The sequence below is a fragment of the Angelakisella massiliensis genome (assembly GCF_900104675.1).
GTDB classification, from domain to species: domain Bacteria; phylum Bacillota; class Clostridia; order Oscillospirales; family Ruminococcaceae; genus Angelakisella; species Angelakisella massiliensis.
This window is the reverse complement of record NZ_LT629944.1, coordinates 385272-398917: the sequence shown is the minus strand read 5'-3', so window position 1 is coordinate 398917 and position 13646 is coordinate 385272. Positions and strand designations below refer to the sequence as shown.

Genomic DNA, 13646 nt, shown 5'->3' with positions numbered 1-13646 from the left:
TAACGCATCAGCCGGCGCTCATTGGAGGAAAAGCCAAGCGTTTCCACTTTTCAGACAGCCCCTAATATAAAAGTGTTAAAAGGTGTATCATTATGATCGAATTTGTAGCTTCCTCTCGTCTGTTTAATCTTCACACACATCACACCACCTACCAGTTTCTCATTGACCCCAATGGATTTTTGCTGCATACTTATTACGGAAGAAGATGCGGCGGAGACAGCTTCGGGTATCTGCTGCGTCAGGCAGACCGGGGCTTTTCTCCCAATCCCAGAGAAGCGGGTCGTGACCGCACCTTTTCCCTGGATACCCAGCCCCAGGAATTCCCGGCGGTAGGGGTGGGGGATTTCCGTACACCGGTGCTGGAGGTGGAAAATGCCGACGGCAGCTGTGCGGCGGATCTGCGTTATGTCAGCCATACCATCTCTTCCGGCAAATATGCCCTGGAAGGGCTTCCTGCCTTCTACGGAGAGGAAGGGGAGGCAGAGACCCTGGAGGTGCTTCTGCGGGACCCCTGGACTGGTTTGGAAGCTACTCTGTATTATGGCGTGTTCCCTCAGCTGGACCTGATCACCCGGGCGGTACGCTTCCAAAACGGCGGCAGTCAGCCCATAGCGCTGACCCGTGCCATGAGCGCCTGTCTGGATTTGGGACGGATGGATCTGGATCTGATCACCTTTGACGGCTATCACACGGGGGAACGCCATCCCTGCCGCCAGGCGGTGCGTCCCGGTTTGCAGCAGATCAGCTCCATCCGGGGCATCACCAGCCATCAGCACAATAACTTTGTGGTCCTTTGCCAGAAGGACGCCGGGGAGACCCATGGCTTGTGTTATGGCATGGCTTTGGTTTACAGCGGCAATTTTGAGGCCAATGTGGAACGCAGCCAGTTTGGAGATGTCCGTTTGACCATGGGGATTTCTCCCTGGCATTTCCGGTTCCAGCTGGCCCCCGGCGAGGTGTTTACCGCTCCCGAGGTGGCTATGACCTGTTCCGGCAGCGGCCTTCAAACCATGAGCCAAAACTTTCACCGGGCCATCCGACACAATCTGTGCCGGGGATGGTGGAAGACCCGCCGCCGTCCGGTGCTGCTGAACACCTGGGAGGCAGCGTATTTTGATTTCGACCAGCAGAAGCTGCTGGAGATCGCCTCCAGCGCCGCCGAAACCGGGGTGGAGCTGCTGGTGATGGATGACGGATGGTTCGGGGAACGAAACGACGATTACGAGGGCTTGGGAGATTGGTTTGTCAATCTCAAAAAGCTGCCGGGAGGACTTGCGCCGCTGGTGGAGCAGATCAATGCCATGGGGATGGATTTCGGCATTTGGATCGAACCGGAAATGGTCAGCGAAAAAAGCCGGCTGTATCAGGAGCACCCAGACTGGGCCCTGCAGATTCCCGGACGGCCCTCCACCAGGGGACGGAGCCAGCTGGTGCTGGATTTCTCCCGGGAGGAAGTATGGCGCAGCGTTTACGCCCAGATCAAGAAGGTACTGGAGAGCGCCAACATCACCTATGTCAAATGGGATATGAACCGCAGTCTCACCGATGTCTGGAGCGGAGCCCTGCCTGCCCAGCGCCAGGGAGAGCTGTACCACCGGTATGTACTGGGGGTATATGCCATGCTGGAGCAGATGATCACCGATTTTCCCAAAATCCTCATTGAAGGATGCAGCGGAGGGGGAGGCCGCTTCGATTGCGGAATGCTTTACTACACGCCTCAAATCTGGGCCAGCGATAACACCGACGCCATGGACCGGCTGCTGATCCAGTACGGCACCTCCTTCTGTTATCCCACCTCCACCGTGGGCTCCCATGTTTCAGCCTCCCCCAACGAGCAGACCGGCAGGAGGACGTCTCTCCAGACCCGGGCGGTGGTGGCCATGTCCGGCACCTTCGGCTATGAGCTGGACCCCCGGAAACTCAGTGAAGGAGAGCGCAGCCAGATGCGCGCCCAGATCGATGAGTTCAAGCGCTTCTATCACCTGCTGCAGGACGGCGATTATGCCCGGCTGACCAATCCCTTCAGGGATCAGGAGTTTACCGCCTGGCAGCATACTGCCCCGGACCGCAGTGAGGCGCTGGTGAGTGTGGTGGCGGGAATGGCCCGTTCCAATGCTCCTTTCCGCACCGTTTATCCCCGCGGTCTGGACCCCGATATGATTTATCAGGTGGATGGATGGGGATGTTTCCGGGGAGACACCCTGATGTATGGCGGTATTCCCCTGCCCCAGGGCGGCGGTGATTATCAGTCCTGGCAATTCCATCTTAAAAAGGTTTGACGTATAGGCCCGGCCGGTCTGACGGATAGGAGGCAGGTATGGATAATTTTTCCTTTTCCATTTTTCCCAATGAAAATTTTGTGGATTTGACCATGTACCAATATGGATGGGAGCAGTGCGAACCCCTTCATTCCTATGGGCCGGCTGTTCGGAATCATTATCTGTTCCATCTGGTCCTTTCCGGCAGCGGGACCCTCCGTTCCGCCGGACCGGACCGGGTGGACCGGGAATATCATCTCACCGCCGGCAGCGGATTTCTCATCTGCCCCGGTCAGATCAACACCTACTGGGCTGATGAAAAGGACCCCTGGAAATATGCATGGGTGGAGTTTGACGGCATTCAGGCGAAAAAACGTCTGGAATTGGCGGGGCTGGATCTGTCAAACCCCATCTACCGCCCCAAGAACCAGCGTCTCAATCAGCAGGTACAGCAGGAGATCTGCTACATATCCGAGCATAAGGACAGTTCCGCTCTGCATCTGATCGGCCATCTTTACCTGCTGCTGGATGGGCTCATTCAGGCATCCTCCTCCCGGCGGGAGCTGCGTAATCAGTCCCAGAAGGGCTTTTACATTCAGGAGGCCATCAATTATATTGCTCAAAACTATCAGCGGGATATCACGGTGGAGGAGATCGCCGGTGTTTGCAGGCTCAACCGTACCTATTTCGGACGGCTGTTCAAACAGATGATGGGGTATACGCCCCAGGAGTATCTCACCCAGTTCCGCCTGTCCAAAGGGGTGGAGCTGATGCGGGGCACCGATTATCCCATTACCCAGATCTCCCAGATGGTGGGTTATCCCAATCCGCTGCACTTTTCCAAGGTGTTCAAAAAGGTGTACGGTGTTTCTCCACGGGCCTGGCGCAGCGAGGACAGCCAGGTGGTGGCCAAGGAAAAGCAGAAGTGATGAAAAAGCACAGAAACAGCAGCTGAGAGATTTGCTGGGGAAAATTTGATATCAATCACAAGAAAGAGGCGTCTCCCAAGACACATGGTCTGTGGGAAACGCCTCTTTCGGCGAGGTATGCTATTTTTTAAAATGATTTTTTGCCTTAAACGCTCCACCAGTTGGGCTCATAGTCGGTAAACATCAGGTTCATATCCACCGGGGCGTCGATGCCGTCCACCCGGGCCTGATAATCATACTGCCAGATCTGGAAGTTATAGGGACAGAAGGGAACCGGATAATACTGGGCCATCCACAGGTCGTACCCCTGGAGCTGAGAGAGATCCAGATTTTTGGCCAGGAAGCTGGTGTAGGAATAGAACATGGTATCGTAGCCCGCTTCCCAGATGGTGTCGCAGAAGGCCATGACCATATTGGTGTTGGTCTGGACCGACACGCCGTATGTACGATAGGCGGAGGTTTGAGCTCCTTCGATGTCATAAACCACCGGCAGCTGCAGCTCGTAGCCCTCCAAAGCGTCCAGAACGAATTCCGCTTCTTCACGGGCTTCTTTGCTGTTGATGGATTGGGAATAGAAATAAACCCCCACATCCAGCCCGGCGGCCTGGGCTCCTTCCAGGTTCCGATAGAAGTAATCGTCCATATTCAGGGCGCCTTTGGTATAGCCTCTGTATCCCAAACGCACAAATACGCCGTCCACGCCGTCTGCCGCAACAGCGTCCCAGTCGATTTTTCCCTGATGGGAGGAGACATCGATGATCCGCAGAGCATGAGATTCACCGTCTACGATGTAATCTTTACCCCACTGATCTGTATACAGGTTGTCCCAATCATAAGAATGGGTGGACAGAGAGTAATCCACCGGAATGTACTCATAAGAATCGCCCATCTTGAATACAAAGCTGTCGTCAATAAAGCGCTGAAGATATTTGGCGGGCAAATTATATTCCAGCGCATACTTCTTCAGGCGGCTGACCGACACATCTTCCCGCATGGAGATGGCATCCAGAAAGTCTTCGGAAACTCCTGTATAATCTTCCGCTACTGTGAGCAGATCTTCTGTTTGGATATAACCGTCCTGCTGATAGGAATTCAGCGGTCGCAGCAGTTCTCCGGAAACCGGAGAGGACGCGCCGGAAGCCAATGCGCTGAAAGCTACTGCCAGAGCGCAAACCACTGCTGCGCTTTTTCTGGAAAAACAATTTTTACCCACTCTCTTACCTCCTCTTCCTCCGGAGCGATTCACGTCCGGTATTAGAAAACCTTAAAACGACAAATTATCCCAATATTATTTTTTATAACACATTATGCCACTGTTTTCAATCAAAAATATGTTAATATTTCAGGCTTCTCTGTGAAATCTGGTTCTTTTTGACTGCATACAGCTTTTTTATAACTTCTGATAAAAGGAAAAAGCCAGTATTTAAGCGCCATTCCTTTAGAAAGTTAAAAAAAGGAAAAAACAGTACCATAATTTTTCTCCATAATAAATGCCCCCTGGGGAAGGTTTTGGGCCATCCCCCAGGGAGCAAAGAAAAATCCAAAAGGCTGCAAAGTCCGCAGATAAGAAAAGCCGGGTCAGCCGTTGCGCTTTTCCATCCGCCTTTCAATGATGTTGGAAGTGATGAGAATCAGCACGGTTGCCAGAATCATCAGGGTGGAAAGGGCATTGACGTCGGGAGATACCCCCTTGCGCACCATACCGAAGATTTTAATGGGCAGGGTGGTGCTGTTGGGACCAGTGGTGAAGAAGCTGACGATGACATCGTCCAGGGACATGGTCAGTGCCAGCATCGCGCCGGACATGATGCCGGGGGCCAGGATGGGCAGCGTTACCCGGCGAAAAGTCCGCCACTGGTTGGCTCCCAGGTCCATGGCCGCTTCCTCCATGGATTTGTCGTATCCTGCCAGCCGGGAACGAAGGGTGATGACCACAAAGGGCAGGGAAAAGGTGACATGGGAAATGATCAGCGTTCCCATCCCCATCTGCACTCCCACCAGGGAGAAGAAGGCCAGCAGAGAGATACCCAGGACGATTTCCGGAATGACCACCGGGATATAGAGGGCGTTGTTGACAACGTTCTTCATCCGGAAATGGAATTTGTACATTCCCACCGCGGCAATGGTGCCGATGACTACCGAAAGGCCGGTGCTGGCGGCGGCGACAATGAGGGTGTTTTTCAAAGCGTCCATCAGGGAACGGTTCTCAAACATCTTCCAGTACCACTCAAAGGTAAAGCCTTCAAAAACGATGTTCATCTTGGAGGTGTTGAAGGAAAAGGCCACCACCACAAAGATAGGCAGATACAAAAACAGATAGATCAGGCAGGCATAAATGACCGCTTCAGGCGAGAGGGTGCGTCTTTGATGCTTTTTCATCAGCCCACCTCCTCAAACCATATCTTCCATTTTGCCCACCCGGCTGTACAGCTTCATCAGCAGCAGTGTCAGCAGGATCAGCAGAATGGACAGGGCCGCGCCCAACGGCCAGTTGCGGGCGGAGAGAAACTGGTTTTTGATGAGATTGCCGATGTACATGGTTTTGCCGCCGCCCATCATATCGGAGATGAAAAAGTATCCCAGGGTGGGGATGAAAACCTGAATGGTACCAGCGAAAATGCCCGGCGCCGTCAGAGGCAGCATCACCCGCAGAAAGGAACGTACCCGGCGGGCCCCCAGATCTCCCGCCGCCTCCATCAGGGAGGGATCCAGCTTTTCAATGGAGCTGTACAGGGGCAGTACCATAAAGGGGAACAGCGTATATACCATACCCAGCAGCACAGCACCGTCGGTATACAGCAGTTCCAGAGGCTTCTGGATCAGCCCCAGCCGCAGCAGCAGATTGTTGATGATGCCCTCGCTGCGCAGCAGGGTGTTCCAGCCGTAGGTGCGGATGAGGGAGTTGGTCCAGAAAGGCAGCATGATCAGCAGCATCATCGCCGGCTTCATCCGTTTGTCCGCCCGGGCCATGATCATGGCGAAAGGATAGCCCAGCAGCAGGCAGATGACGCTGGTTTCCACAGCCAGCAGAATGGACTTCCAGAAAATATTCAGATATTCCAGATCCAGCAGCTGGATATAGTTATCAAGGGTGAACTCCATCACCACGCCGCTGTACAGCCCCCGGTTCATGAAGCTGATGGCAAAGACATAAATCAGCGGTATCACAATAAACAGCGCCAGCCATATTACGATGGGTCCCACCATCACCAGCGCCGGCAGCCGCTGCTTCAGGGAGGTTTTCACAGGGCCTCCTCCTTTCCCAGCATACCGGATTCGATGAGGTTGTAGAGCTTTTCCTCCTTGGTATGCATCAGCACTGCTTTGTCCTTGTCCCAGTAGACATAAACCAGCTGACCCAGCTGAGCCAGGGGAGTGAAGGGGAGAGAAAGCATCCGCAGCATCTGTCCGGTGGGCAGCTCAATGATGGTTTTGATCAGATTGCCCACATAGATGTGCTCCCGCACGATGCCCCGCACCGCAAAGCCCGGTACCGGTGTCAGAGAGCATTTCAGATTCTCCGGCCGAACAGAAAGGTAAACCATCTCCTCCAGCACAAAGCCGGGGGCATAGATGGTGGCATGGCCGCATTCCATGGTGGCATGGAGGCAGTCTCCGTCCACCGCGTCCAGATAGGCCTCGATGATGTTGGTTTCCCCGATGAACTCAGCTACAAACTTGCTCACCGGATGTTCATAGATCCGGGAGGGAATGTCCGCCTGCTCCAGCACACCTTCGTTCATAACAGCGATGCGGTCGCTCATGGTGAGAGCTTCCTCCTGGTCGTGGGTGACATAGATGAAGGTGATACCCAGGCTTTTTTGCAGGTGTTTGAGCTCCGTCTGCATCTGCTTGCGCAGCTTCAGGTCCAAAGCTCCCAGAGGCTCGTCCAGCAGCAGTACCTTGGGGTTGTTCACCAGGGCCCGCGCGATGGCAACCCGCTGCTTCTGGCCGCCGGAAAGCTGGGAGGGCATCCGGTCGCCGAAGCCCTGGAGCTGTACCAGGCGGAGCATCTCCTCCACCCTGGCGCGGATCTCCTTTTTGCTCACCTTTTTTTCCACCAGACCGAAAGCGATGTTGTCAAACACCGTCATATGAGGAAACAGGGCGTAATTCTGGAACACCGTGTTGACGTTCCGCTCATAAGGAGCCTTGCCCTTCATATCCTGCCCCTCAATGAGCAGCTGGCCGCTGGTGGGCTGTTCAAATCCGGCAATCATCCGCAGGGTGGTGGTTTTACCGCACCCGGAAGGCCCCAGCAGGGTGAGAAATTCCCCTTCCCGTACCTGTAAATTCATATGGCGCACCACGCGGGTGTCCTCAAAAGACTTGCAGACGTCCTTCAGTTCAATAATGACCGGGCGCTCCTCCCCACCGCCGGCGGGGGGCACCTCCTTTTTCTCTTCCATGATCAATTCCCCTTCCATTAACAGCTGTTTTACGGGACAGCCGGTTCAAAAGCAGTTTTCTCCACTTCGGTTCCAGGGAGAAGGCCTCGCTTTACAAAAAAGATCAAAGTACCTTGTGTCCCCGTTCTCCGGTACGGATGCGCATGACGTCGATAACTTCGGAAACGAACACGGTACCGTCTCCCACATTGCCGGTGGAGAGCTTTTCATGAATCTCGGTGAGGATCTCCTCCATGTCCTCGTCCAGAACCACTGTCATCACATGGATCTTGGGCAGCAGGTTGACCTCCATGGTCTCCCGCTCCGATTTATCAGCCAGGGTCTTTTGATGGCCGCAGCCCATGGCCGCTGTGACGGTCATGCCGTTATACTCGTTTTTCACCAGGATCGCCTTGAGTGTTTCCAGTTTTTCCGGGCGAATAATAATCTCCAGCTTTTTCATCCTATGTATCCTCCTTTTTCCTTCCGGGCATCGGAAAAACGACCGCGAATTCTCCCCCCGGCAGGGCGGAAAAAACGCGGTGCGATTGACGAGTACATTATAGGATGGCATGGGAGCAAAGTCAACAATTTTTGAGATATTTTAAAGGATTCCGACGGCCAATTTGGATTTTCACGGTTTTCGCCGGATTTTCTGTAGAAAAGTGCAAAATTTGCGGATTTTTGAGATAAAGTTTAAGCATATTTTTAATCTCAAATGATTGACGGGGCACCCCCCTGCCATTATAATGATACCGAAAAGGCCGCGGGGCCTTCCCAAAGAGATATCCATGGGAAGGCCGCCCGCCTTTTTCTCTGTTTTTCATCATTTTTTGGGAGGGTTTTTGTATTGAAAAAAATTGTTGCATCTATTCTTGCGGCCGTTTTGGCCCTGTCCATGCTGTCCGGCTGCGGCAGCGCTGATTCCGGCGTTACCGAGGACGGCTACGCCAAAGAGCTGTATCTGTATAACTGGTCCGAGTATATGCCGGAGGAAATCCTCACCGCCTTTGAGGATGAATATGGTATCCGGGTGGTTCAGTCCACCTTTACCTCCAATGAGGAGCTGCTGACCAAGCTGACCGCCGGCGGTACCAGCCAGTATGACCTGATCGTTCCCACCAACTTTATTGTGGAGGCCCTGGTGGCCCAGAACCTGATTCAGCCCCTGGACCTGAACAATATCCCCAATCTCCAGAACATCAATCCTCAGATGCTGGACCTGGATTTTGACAAGGGCAACCAGTATACCGTTCCTTATATGGCCACCATCACTGCCGCTGTGGTCAACCAGAAGAAGCTGGAAGAGCTGGGTGTGGAAATGCCCACCTCCATGGACGATTTCCTCAACCCCGCCTTTGAGAACAATCTGGTGGTGATGGATGACAGCCGGGGCCTTATCGGCTTTGCCCTGTCCCGCAGCGGCAAGAGCTTCAATGAGACCGACAAGGATACCATCTACGGCACCCTGGAATGGCTGGAACAGCTCAAACCCAACATCAAGGCATTCGATTCCGACAGCCCCAAGACCATGCTCATCGCCAATGAGGTGGCAGGCGGCTTTGTCTACGGCGGCGATGCCGCGGCGGCCATTGCGGAAAATCCCGACATTGTGATGGTGGATCTGAAGGAGAACGTATCCCTGTCTCTGGACTGCTTTGCCATTACCGCCGAAGCACAGCACAAGCGGGAGGCGGAGCTGTTTATTGACTTTGTCCTTCGCCCTGAGAACGGCAAGATCCTGGCGGAATCGTTCCCCTATATCTGTGTCAACGATGCTGCCAAGGAACTGCTGGGAGAGGATTATCTGAATAACCCTGCCTGCAACGTCTCTGACGAGCAGCTGGCAAAGGCGGAATTCCTCAACGATGTGGGCGAGGCTGTCACCTATTTTGACGAAGTGTTCACTCAGCTGAAGAACTGAGCAATACCCGAAAAAAAGAATCTGTTGATATAGCAGCGGGCCCTGATTCATGCAGGGCCCGCCGCTGAAGAAAACCGGGTTCATGCCTCGAGCATGAACCCGGTTTTCTTCACAGACTGAACCACCGGCTGAAGGGATGGCTTTGATTTTGCAGATTTTATGGACACAAATGGAAAAGGGCCGCCCCTTTGGCGTCTGTTCTCTTACTCCTCCATTCCCATGGCAAAAAGAGCCGCCTGCCGTCCGTGAATCAGCGTGGTGTCGAAAAGGGGAACCGAAGTGTTTTCCTGGCTCACCAGCAGTCCGATTTCAGTGCAGCCCAGAATAACTCCCTGCGCTCCCTGCTCCGCCAGTTCCCCAATGATCCGCAGATACTCTTTCCTGGACTGAGGAGAAATGATCCCCAGACAAAGCTGATGATAAATTACATCATTGACCAGATTGCGGTCCTTTTCTCCGGGAATCAGCACCTGGATGCCCTCCTGCCGGAGAACTTCCTTGTAGAAGTCCTGCTCCATCGTGTATCTGGTACCCAGCAGCCCTACCCGAGTGATGCCTTGCCGGTGGAGCTGCCGGGCCGTGGCTTTGGCGATATGCAGCAGAGGAATGGAAACGTCCCGCTGAATCTGTGGGGCGACCTTATGCATGGTGTTGGTGCAGATGACGAGAAAATCTGCTCCCGCCCGCTCCAGAGCCTGTGCTGCCTGGGTGAGGATGATGCCGCTTTCCTCCCATTGTCCCTGAGCCTGGCAGGCTTCTATTTCCTCAAAATCCACACTGTACAGCAGGCATTTGGCAGAATGAAGGCCTCCCAGCTTCTCTTTGACGGTTTCATTGATGACCTTGTAATAGGTGACGGTGCTTTCCCAGCTCATACCGCCGATGAGTCCAATAGTCTTCATGGTTGACCCCTCCTTTTTTTCAGTATACCATGGGGTACCCGCCAAAACAATCAGTGGGGAAAATCATCTCTTCCACTGGGCGGTAGTTTGTTCTGGAATATGCTTCTGAAGAAAAAGTGCGGGCAATCTTTAGCAGTTGAGGGAAACAAAAAAGAAAAGATATTGACATATGTCAAAAACAGCGGTACAATCATCCTTGAAAGCGGCATATGTCAAAAACCAGCCTTTGGAAAGGAGGGAGGCCATGCCCAGACCAAGAAAATGCAGAAAGGTCTGCTGCCTGCCCAAGGCGGATGCTTTTATTCCGGCTGGGTGTCAGGAGGCAAAGCCTGGGGTGGTGATGACGGTGGATGAATATGAAACCATCCGTCTGATTGACCATGAAGGCTTTTCTCAGGAGCAGTGCAGCGTTTACATGAACGTAGCCCGCACAACGGTACAACAGATTTACAACAGCGCCCGCAAGAAGCTGAGCGTTGCGCTGGTGGACGGCCTGCCCCTGAAGATCGAAGGGGGAGACTACCAGCTGTGTGACGGAGAAGAAAGCCATTGCGGCTGCGGCGGATGCCACAAACACAGAAAAGCCTGCCGCGCCGCCCATTCCATGAAGGAGGAGGAAAAATCATGATCGTTGCCATTCCCGTGGACGAGACCAGGGAAGCGTTATGCGTTTCCTTTGCCAGAGCGCCCTTTGTATTGTTCTATAACACAGACAGCCATACCAGTGAGATCAAGGAAAACCCTGCCGCCCAGGCAGAAGGAGGCGCAGGAGTCAAGGCGTCCCAATTTATGCTGGACGGTGGAGCGGAGGCGATTATCACCATCCGCTGCGGTGAGAATGCGGCTCAGGTGCTTAAAGCCGCAGATGTATCCATCTATAAATCCCAGGGAAGCACAGTACAGGAAAATATAGACGCATTCCAGGAGGGGAAGCTTTCGCTGATGACCAGCTTTCACGCGGGCTTCCACGGCATCCGGTGAGGGTGGCGGTTCTCAGCGGCAAGGGCGGCGCCGGTAAAACCTTTGTGGCGGTCAATCTGGCGGCGGCAGCGGGAAAGGCGGTCTACGTTGACTGCGACGTGGAGGAGCCCAACGGACGGCTGTTCCTGCGGCCGCAGGAGACTGAGACCACCCCGGTAACAGTTCCAGTGCCGGTCTTTGATCAGAGCCTTTGCGACGGATGCCGCAAGTGTGTGGATTTTTGCCATTTCAATGCTCTGTTCTTCGCCAAAAACCGTCCCATGATCCTGCCGGATGTTTGCCACGGCTGCGGAGGCTGTGCCTTTGTCTGTCCCCGTAAGGCGGTAAGTGAAACCACCAGGGAAGTGGGTGTGGTGGAAACCGGACGGCATGGGGATATTCAGGTAATTACCGGTGTGCTCCATACCGGTGAGGCATCTCCTGTGCCGGTGATTCGTGGCGCCCTCAGGATGGCGGCGTCAGGGAAGGAGTTTACCGTCATTGATTGTCCGCCCGGCAGCAGCTGCTCTGTGATGGAAAGCATTTCAGCGGCGGACCGGTGTATTTTGGTGACCGAGCCCACCGCCTTCGCCTTCCATAACTTCAAAATGGTCCATCAGCTGGCTTCCCTGTTGGGAAAACCCTGTGGCGTGGTAATAAACAAGGCGGAAGGACCCTATTCTCCTTTGGAAGAATATTGCGCCCAGGCGGGGCTGCCTGTCCTGGCCTCTGTTCCTTACAGCAGACAGACCGCTGCCGCCTGTGCCGAAGGAATCATCGCTTCCAGGACGGATGCCGGATTGGCGAAGGTATTTGAAGGGCTGCTGGAACAGATGGGAGGTGCCGGCAGATGAAAAAACTGCTGATCCTCAGCGGCAAGGGAGGCACCGGCAAGACCACCACCGCCTCGGCTTTTATCCGTTTTTCAGGCGCGCCTGCTTTTGCCGACTGTGATGTGGATGCCCCCAATCTCCACCTGGTGGAGCAGGTGGAAGGAACACGGGAGGAACAGGACTACATCGGCTCCCAAAAGGCCGCCATTGACCCGGAACGCTGTATCAGCTGCGGAATGTGTGCCCAGTTCTGCCGGTTCGGGGCAGTCCGCAGGACAGGCATGACCTTTTCAGTGGATCCTTACGCCTGTGAAGGATGCGGCGTATGCACCCTGGTTTGCGGCCAGAAGGCTATATCCCTTTCCCCCGATGTGGCAGGAAGGCTCACCCTCATCCAGGGAGAGCGGACCTTTTCCACCGCGATACTGAAGATGGGCCGGGGAAATTCCGGCAAACTGGTTTCTTCAGTCAAGCAGGCTTTGTTCCTCAAAGCGCCGGAGACTCCCTTTGCCATCATCGATGGCTCCCCCGGCATCGGTTGTCCGGTGATCGCTTCGGTCAGCGGGGTGGACCTGGTGCTGATTGTGGCGGAACCCTCCCAGTCAGGCATCAGTGATCTGGAACGCCTGGTTCGTACAACCGAAGGATTTCGTACCAGGGTGGCGGTCTGTGTCAATAAGTACGACCTGAGCCCGGACGATACACGGCGGATTGAGGACTTTTGCCGTGACCGGCAGATTCCTTTCCTGGGCTGCATTCCCTATGATCCCACAGTTTCTGCTGCCATCAATCAGGGCAAGACAGTTGCCGATCTGGGTGGTCCCGCCTGTGAGGCTCTGCGGGAGATTTACCGCCGGACGGCTGAGCTGCTGGAAATATCAGCGGTATGAAGCGCTTTTTTCTGAAAATGAGTTTGTTTCTGTGATTTTTGGCGGCGCTGGGGCCGTCTCAAACCATACAAAAAATAAAAACCACCAAGTTTAAAAGGAGTGTTTTGACATGAAAATCGCTGTAGCCTGCATGGGTACCCAAGTATCCGGCCATTTCGGCCATTGTGAGACCTTCACCCTCTACGACACTGAAAACGGTGTCATTACTGGTGAGACCACCCTTCCAAATCCCGGTCACCGTCCCGGTTTTCTCCCCAATTTTCTGGCTGACCAAGGGGCGGAAGTCATCATTGCCGGCGGTATGGGCGGCGGCGCTGTGGAAATCTTCAATGAGCGGGGTGTTGAGGTGATCGTGGGCGCCCAGGGTCTCGCACGGGAGGCTGTGGAAAGCTACCTGAAGGGTGAGCTTCATTCCACCGGTTCCATCTGCCATGAGCATCAGCATGCGGATGAGTGCGGACATCATCACTGAGTTTTTATCCAGCGGGAAGTCATCAAAGAAATGATGACTGATTCTTTGGGAGTCTGCCCCAATGTGCGGGCAAGATGATCCGGTGATGCT

At 54.2% G+C, this 13646-nt stretch carries 14 protein-coding genes; 8 read left to right on the top strand and 6 right to left on the bottom strand.

Annotated elements, in window-relative coordinates; all coding sequences use genetic code 11:
* The first annotated feature begins 92 nt into the window (after positions 1 to 92).
* Both BQ5383_RS02395 and BQ5383_RS02390 read left to right on the top strand, forming a co-directional pair.
* A complete protein-coding gene (locus BQ5383_RS02395; protein ID WP_338061399.1) occupies positions 93 to 2279 on the top strand; it encodes an alpha-galactosidase in 2187 nt (728 codons plus the stop codon).
* A gap of 38 nt (positions 2280 to 2317) precedes the next feature.
* On the top strand, positions 2318 to 3187 hold the full coding sequence (locus tag BQ5383_RS02390) for an AraC family transcriptional regulator (protein ID WP_071429174.1): 870 nt from the start codon (positions 2318 to 2320) through the stop codon (positions 3185 to 3187).
* 145 nt (positions 3188 to 3332) lie between these two features.
* On the opposite strand, the gene BQ5383_RS02385 is transcribed toward BQ5383_RS02390, so the two are convergent.
* The 5 genes from BQ5383_RS02385 to BQ5383_RS02365 all read right to left on the bottom strand — a co-directional run bounded on the left by BQ5383_RS02385 (position 3333) and on the right by BQ5383_RS02365 (position 8038).
* The gene (locus BQ5383_RS02385; RefSeq protein ID WP_071429173.1) at positions 3333 to 4400 is read right to left on the bottom strand and encodes a glycoside hydrolase family 25 protein; all 1068 of its coding nucleotides are present in this window, start codon (positions 4398 to 4400) and stop codon (positions 3333 to 3335) included.
* Positions 4401 to 4765: 365 nt separating this feature from the next.
* Complete coding sequence (locus BQ5383_RS02380) at positions 4766 to 5566, bottom strand: ABC transporter permease (protein ID WP_071429172.1); 801 nt, start codon at positions 5564 to 5566, stop codon at positions 4766 to 4768.
* A 12-nt stretch (positions 5567 to 5578) separates the two neighbouring features.
* Entirely contained in the window at positions 5579 to 6433 is an 855-nt protein-coding gene (locus tag BQ5383_RS02375; RefSeq protein ID WP_235821921.1) for an ABC transporter permease, read from the bottom strand.
* Entirely contained in the window at positions 6430 to 7596 is a 1167-nt protein-coding gene (locus BQ5383_RS02370) for an ABC transporter ATP-binding protein (RefSeq protein ID WP_071429171.1), read from the bottom strand. The genes BQ5383_RS02375 and BQ5383_RS02370 overlap by 4 nt, the downstream gene beginning before the upstream one ends.
* A gap of 103 nt (positions 7597 to 7699) precedes the next feature.
* Complete coding sequence (locus tag BQ5383_RS02365; RefSeq protein ID WP_071429170.1) at positions 7700 to 8038, bottom strand: P-II family nitrogen regulator; 339 nt, start codon at positions 8036 to 8038, stop codon at positions 7700 to 7702.
* 387 nt (positions 8039 to 8425) lie between these two features.
* Here BQ5383_RS02365 and BQ5383_RS02360 point away from each other — a divergent pair, with 387 nt between their 5' ends.
* Positions 8426 to 9499, top strand: a complete 1074-nt coding sequence (locus BQ5383_RS02360) for an ABC transporter substrate-binding protein (protein WP_071429169.1) — start codon at positions 8426 to 8428, stop codon at positions 9497 to 9499.
* A 203-nt stretch (positions 9500 to 9702) separates the two neighbouring features.
* Here the strand turns inward: BQ5383_RS02360 and BQ5383_RS02355 are convergent, their stop codons facing one another.
* A complete protein-coding gene (locus BQ5383_RS02355; protein WP_071429168.1) occupies positions 9703 to 10401 on the bottom strand; it encodes an aspartate/glutamate racemase family protein in 699 nt (232 codons plus the stop codon).
* Positions 10402 to 10645: 244 nt separating this feature from the next.
* Between BQ5383_RS02355 and BQ5383_RS02350 the strand changes: the two genes are divergently transcribed.
* The 5 genes from BQ5383_RS02350 (at position 10646) to BQ5383_RS02330 (ending at position 13556) form a co-directional block, all read left to right on the top strand.
* Positions 10646 to 11029 (top strand): DUF134 domain-containing protein, encoded by a 384-nt coding sequence (locus tag BQ5383_RS02350; RefSeq protein WP_071429167.1) that lies wholly within the window; start codon positions 10646 to 10648, stop codon positions 11027 to 11029.
* Positions 11026 to 11382 carry a NifB/NifX family molybdenum-iron cluster-binding protein gene (locus BQ5383_RS02345; protein WP_071429166.1) on the top strand — a complete coding sequence of 119 codons (357 nt, stop codon included), beginning with the start codon at positions 11026 to 11028 and terminating at the stop codon, positions 11380 to 11382. The genes BQ5383_RS02350 and BQ5383_RS02345 overlap by 4 nt, the downstream gene beginning before the upstream one ends.
* Before the next feature lie 2 nt (positions 11383 to 11384).
* A complete protein-coding gene (locus BQ5383_RS02340; RefSeq protein WP_172724576.1) occupies positions 11385 to 12215 on the top strand; it encodes a nucleotide-binding protein in 831 nt (276 codons plus the stop codon).
* The gene (locus BQ5383_RS02335) at positions 12212 to 13084 is read left to right on the top strand and encodes a nucleotide-binding protein (RefSeq protein ID WP_071429164.1); all 873 of its coding nucleotides are present in this window, start codon (positions 12212 to 12214) and stop codon (positions 13082 to 13084) included. Before BQ5383_RS02340 ends, BQ5383_RS02335 begins: the two co-directional genes overlap by 4 nt.
* Positions 13085 to 13193: 109 nt before the next feature.
* Positions 13194 to 13556, top strand: a complete 363-nt coding sequence (locus tag BQ5383_RS02330) for a NifB/NifX family molybdenum-iron cluster-binding protein (RefSeq protein ID WP_071429163.1) — start codon at positions 13194 to 13196, stop codon at positions 13554 to 13556.
* Positions 13557 to 13646 lie beyond the last annotated feature (90 nt).

Bases quoted from the DNA above. Each gene is read 5' to 3' on its own strand.
- BQ5383_RS02335 (WP_071429164.1), top strand. From the start codon at position 12,212: ATGAAAAAACTGCTGATCCTCAGCGGCAAGGGAGGCACCGGCAAGACC.
- BQ5383_RS02330 (WP_071429163.1), top strand. From the start codon at position 13,194: ATGAAAATCGCTGTAGCCTGCATGGGTACCCAAGTATCCGGCCATTTC.
- BQ5383_RS02365 (WP_071429170.1), bottom strand. From the start codon at position 8,038: ATGAAAAAGCTGGAGATTATTATTCGCCCGGAAAAACTGGAAACACTC.
- BQ5383_RS02350 (WP_071429167.1), top strand. From the start codon at position 10,646: ATGCCCAGACCAAGAAAATGCAGAAAGGTCTGCTGCCTGCCCAAGGCG.
- BQ5383_RS02390 (WP_071429174.1), top strand. From the start codon at position 2,318: ATGGATAATTTTTCCTTTTCCATTTTTCCCAATGAAAATTTTGTGGAT.
- BQ5383_RS02395 (WP_338061399.1), top strand. From the start codon at position 93: ATGATCGAATTTGTAGCTTCCTCTCGTCTGTTTAATCTTCACACACAT.
- BQ5383_RS02345 (WP_071429166.1), top strand. From the start codon at position 11,026: ATGATCGTTGCCATTCCCGTGGACGAGACCAGGGAAGCGTTATGCGTT.
- BQ5383_RS02370 (WP_071429171.1), bottom strand. From the start codon at position 7,596: ATGGAAGAGAAAAAGGAGGTGCCCCCCGCCGGCGGTGGGGAGGAGCGC.
- BQ5383_RS02355 (WP_071429168.1), bottom strand. From the start codon at position 10,401: ATGAAGACTATTGGACTCATCGGCGGTATGAGCTGGGAAAGCACCGTC.
- BQ5383_RS02380 (WP_071429172.1), bottom strand. From the start codon at position 5,566: ATGAAAAAGCATCAAAGACGCACCCTCTCGCCTGAAGCGGTCATTTAT.